Source organism: Sphingomonas sp. Leaf10, from assembly GCF_001421245.1.
GTDB lineage: Bacteria > Pseudomonadota > Alphaproteobacteria > Sphingomonadales > Sphingomonadaceae > Sphingomonas.
The window spans coordinates 74,532-78,750 of record NZ_LMKE01000032.1; the positions used below are offsets into that span (position 1 = coordinate 74,532).

The 4,219-nt window shown below is 65.8% G+C and carries 4 protein-coding genes and 2 pseudogenes; 4 read left to right on the forward strand and 2 right to left on the reverse strand.

Going from position 1 to position 4,219, the window contains the following annotated elements:
- The 4 genes and pseudogenes from ASE59_RS16580 to ASE59_RS16595 all read left to right on the forward strand — a co-directional run.
- A pseudogene (locus tag ASE59_RS16580) lies at positions 1 to 350 on the forward strand (hypothetical protein); the annotation flags it as partial.
- A 10-nt stretch (positions 351 to 360) separates the two neighbouring features.
- Positions 361 to 2,613, forward strand: a complete 2,253-nt coding sequence (locus tag ASE59_RS16585) for a fimbria/pilus outer membrane usher protein (protein WP_056458899.1) — start codon at positions 361 to 363, stop codon at positions 2,611 to 2,613.
- On the forward strand, positions 2,588 to 3,082 hold the full coding sequence (locus ASE59_RS16590; protein WP_162235332.1) for a spore coat U domain-containing protein: 495 nt from the start codon (positions 2,588 to 2,590) through the stop codon (positions 3,080 to 3,082). The genes ASE59_RS16585 and ASE59_RS16590 overlap by 26 nt, the downstream gene beginning before the upstream one ends.
- Positions 3,083 to 3,184: 102 nt before the next feature.
- Positions 3,185 to 3,382, forward strand: a complete 198-nt coding sequence (locus ASE59_RS16595) for a hypothetical protein (protein WP_056458905.1) — start codon at positions 3,185 to 3,187, stop codon at positions 3,380 to 3,382.
- Positions 3,383 to 3,481: 99 nt separating this feature from the next.
- Here ASE59_RS16595 and ASE59_RS16600 read toward each other — a convergent pair whose 3' ends face one another.
- Complete coding sequence (locus ASE59_RS16600) at positions 3,482 to 3,859, reverse strand: response regulator (RefSeq protein WP_056458909.1); 378 nt, start codon at positions 3,857 to 3,859, stop codon at positions 3,482 to 3,484.
- A gap of 3 nt (positions 3,860 to 3,862) precedes the next feature.
- Positions 3,863 to 4,219 (reverse strand): annotated as a pseudogene (locus ASE59_RS20780) (histidine kinase); the annotation flags it as partial.

A 4,219-nucleotide genomic window follows, 5' to 3' on the forward strand; every position in this document is an offset into this window, starting at 1 on the left:
CGCCCGGGCAGTTGCAGTTGCCGGTTCGCATGATCCTGCCGGTGTTCATCGCGCCGGCTGTCGGGGTTTCGCGGGCGCGGCAACTTGACTGGAGCGCGCGCCACGATGCGAAGACGAACCAGATCACCATCCGCGTCCAGAACCGCGGAGCGGTCCATGCGAAGCTCGTCGAACTCACGGTTCAGGACGGCGACAAGTCGGTGGTGATCGCCCCGGGCCTTGCCGGTTACGCGCTGGCCGGACAGGAGCGGTCGTGGAGCTACAAGCCGACGACTTCGACCGGGACGTTGGCGCTTACCGTGCAGGAAAGCGGCAAGCTCCTGCGCCTGTCCGTTCCGCTGTCGCAGTGATGACGGCGCCATGGCCCCAATCCTGCTCGCGCTCGGCCTGCTGGTCGGTTTGCCCGCGTCGCTGCCGCCTGTCCTTCAGGTCGCCGCCGCCGAACAACCCGTAGCCGGCGACACCTATGCGCAGGTTTGGGTCAACGGCATCGATACCGGCGTCGTCATCGAATTGTTCGGCAACACCGACGATCTGGCGACGACCGCCAGCGATTTGCGCGCGATCGGCATCGATGTCGTCGCTGGCGACGGCCGGGTCGCTTTGCACTGCATCGCCGGCCTCACCTATCGCCTCGACGCAGCGACTCAGATACTCCGGATCGACGTCGCGCCGTCGGCCATGCGGCGGAGCGACATCGCCGTCGCCGCGACGCAGACCGACGCCGTGCTGCCGGCATGGGGCGGGTTGCTGAACTATTCGGCCTATGGCGACGATGCCGGCAATATCGGCGCGACGGGTGAACTTCGCCTGTTCGCCCCCATCGGCACCCTGTCGAGCGGCGCACTCGCCAATCGCAACGCCGATCGGCGGAAATTGCACGTTCGGCGGCTCGAAACGCGCTATGTGTTCGAAGATCCGCGATCGGCGCAGCGGTTGACGGTGGGCGACTTCATCGGCCCGGACGGGTCCACCAACGGCGCGGTTCGCGCGATCGGCGTGCAGCTTGCCACCGATTTCACCTTGCAGCCCGATCTGGTCACGATGCCGCTGCCGCAACTGTCCGGGGGCAACGGCGTGCCATCGACGGTCGACCTGTATGTCAATGGCGTTCGTCGGCTGACCCAGGACGTAAAGGCCGGCCAGTTTGCCGTCTCCGGCGTGCCGATGGTCGACGGCGCCGGGCAAGTCTCGCTGCTGGTCCGCGATGCGCTTGGTCGCGAGAGCGTCCAGCAGCTATCCTTCTACAGCTCGCGCCAGTTGCTGCGACCCGGGTTGACCGCCACGTCGGCGCAGGTCGGCCTGCTTCGCCGCAACGCCTTCGCCATCGGCGACCGCTATGGCGCCGGATTCATATCGGGTGCGCTGCGGCACGGGCTTGGCGACCGGCTGACCGCGGAGGGGCGGCTTGCGGTGGCGGGACCGGTGCAGGTCGCCGGTGCCAGCCTGACGTCGAAGCTGCACGAGTTCGGCATCCTGTCGCTTGGCGGCGACGTTTCGCATTCGGACGGCGCGACGGGTGCCGACGTGACCGTCTCGTTCCGGCGCGACGATCCGCGCATGTCCGCGTTCGTGGTCGCCCAGAAACGCTTCGGAACGTTCGAGACGCTGGCGGATCAACGCTTTCTGCGCGAGGATTGGACGCTGCAGGCCGGCGGTGCATGGCGTTCCCCCGTTCTGGGCGGGCTGTCGCTGTCCGCGACGTTGCTGCAGTCGCAACGCCTGGCGACGCGGATCATCGCCGCGAGCTGGTCCCGTCCGATCGGCCGTCGTTTGTCCGCGTTCGTCAACGTCGTCGAAACGCGGGCGCGACGGTCCGGCCTGTTGGCGGCCATCGGCATCACCCTGCCACTGTCGGACCGATCATCGGCGGTGGTTCAGGCATCGCACAGCGCACAGGGCCTGTCCGGCGCGGCGAACTGGGCGCGGTTCGGGGGCATCGATCGCGGGTTGGATGTGCGAACGACCCTGTCGGTCACGCCCGATCGCGCGACGTCGCTGGGCGGCGGCGTGACCTTGCGCGGGCAGCAGGGCGAAATCGGTGGTGATGTCCAGTTCGACCGCCACCGTGCCGCCGGTCGGGTATTCGCATCGGGATCGGCCCTGTACGTGGGTGGGCGACCCGAGCTGGCCGCCGCGGTCGGGCAGAGCTTCGTCGTGGTGCAGACGGGTCAGCCGGACGTTGCCGTGACATTGGAAAACCGGCCCGCCGGACACACGCGGGCGGACGGCAGCCTGTTCCTGCCCAACCTTCCCGCCAATGCGACCGCGCGCATCGCGGTCGATTACGATGCGATCGACTTCGAGCATGAGGTGGCGAAGGCCGAGGTGATCGTGCGGACCCGCGGCGCTGGCGGTGCCGTCGTTAGACTGCCGGTGCGCCGGGTTCGCGCTGCGACCATCCACATCGTGTCGCCCGACGGACAGCCGGTGCCGATGGGGTCGCTGGTCCAGCGGCCGGGCCATCGCGACGACATGGTCGGCTATGACGGGGTTGCCTATCTGACTGATATAGATGAAGTTGTTACCGCCCAGGTGCAGATGGGAGACGAGCGTTGCGCGATCGATTTTCAGCGGGGAGCGACTGATGCGGTCATTTGCCATCCGTTGTAGGGCGTGGCTCGCGATAGCAGCGACCATCTTCGGCTGCTCGTACGCAACCACGGCGGGGGCGGTATCGTGCACCGTCTCGACCGTGCCGGTCAGGTTCGGCGTCTACAACCCGCTGGAGGCTGCACCGCTGTCGACGACGGGTACGATCAACGTCGCCTGTACCTGTACGGTGGTCGACTGCGTGGCGTTCGGCTATCGCATCGACGTCTCCGCCGGACAGTCGGGCAACGTGGCGCAACGCGAACTGCGTTCCGGCACGAACCGGTTGCAATATAACCTGTATGGGGATCCGGGGTTCAGCAGCATATGGGGTACGGGTATCGGCGCCACCGGCGGTGTCGGCGTCCTGTACCTGCTGCCCCTGTTCGGATCGCGACAGTCGGTTACGGTCTTTGGCCGGTTGCCACCGCGACAGACTGCGCGACCGGGCGCCTATTCGGACACGCCGGTAGTAACCATTATTTATTAAATGCTGGAACTTAAACGGAAAATACGCGTATAGCGCCCCGTGAAGGGGGCTGTTGTGCGCATTTTACGTTGTTTGATCGCTGCTGGGCTAGTGTGTTCCGTTGTGCCCGCGTCGGCCGAAACCGCGCCGGGAACGCTGACCGTCAGCGTCGTGGTGATCGATCGTTGCATCATCTCCAACGCGCTCGTGACCAGGGAAGTCGTGAAGTGCAGTGCCGCAGCACCGCCCCATCACGTCACGAACGAGGTAAAGCCGTTTGCGGGTGTCGCTGGCGGCGTTGGCCGGACGATCATCTTCTGACATTGCGTCGCTGATCGCGGAACGATGGCCGGTTTCGGACCGGCTTGCCACGGGTCGCAACCCGAGCCGGACTGCTTCGGACCCTATCGAACGATCCCGTTAGCGCGTGCTGCCCTCGATCTGCCGCAGCAGGCGATGCGGATCGAAGGGTTTGGCGAGGAACGTGGTGTGCGCCGGCAACTGCTCTTCGCGCAGGGGCACGTTGCCCGACACGACGAACAACACGGTCGGCGGAAAACGTTCGCGGATATAATGAGCGAGCTTCAGCCCATCCATCGATCCCGGCATCTGCACGTCGGTCAGGACGACGCGAATTTCCTTGTGCCGGTCGAGGATGGGGATGGCTTGGTCGGCATCCTGCGCATCGAACACGCGCCACCCCGCATCGGTGAAGAAGTCCACCAGGTCGAACCGGACCAGTGCTTCGTCCTCGACGATCAGGATCGTCTTGCTGCCGATCGGCATACTCTGGCCCACGTATCAGTTCCCGGTTACGATTGCGGCGTCCTTCAGCCGCGCTTCGAATTCGAACACCAAACCTTCGGGTCGGTAGTCGGTTTCGGCCTTGCCGCTGAAATAGGCACGAAGCGACCGTTCGATCAGCGCCGAACCGAAGCCTTTTCGTGCGGGCGGCGTTACCGGCGGACCACCCTGCTCGCGCCAGATGACGTGCAGCAGGGCGTCGTCGCCCGGCCCCTCCGTCCGCCACGACAATGCGACGGTGCCGCTATCGTTCGACAATGCGCCGTATTTCGCGGCATTGGTCGCCAGTTCGTGCAGCGCGAGTGCGAAGGCGACCGTCACCTCCGGCCGCAACGTGACGGTGGGACCATCGAC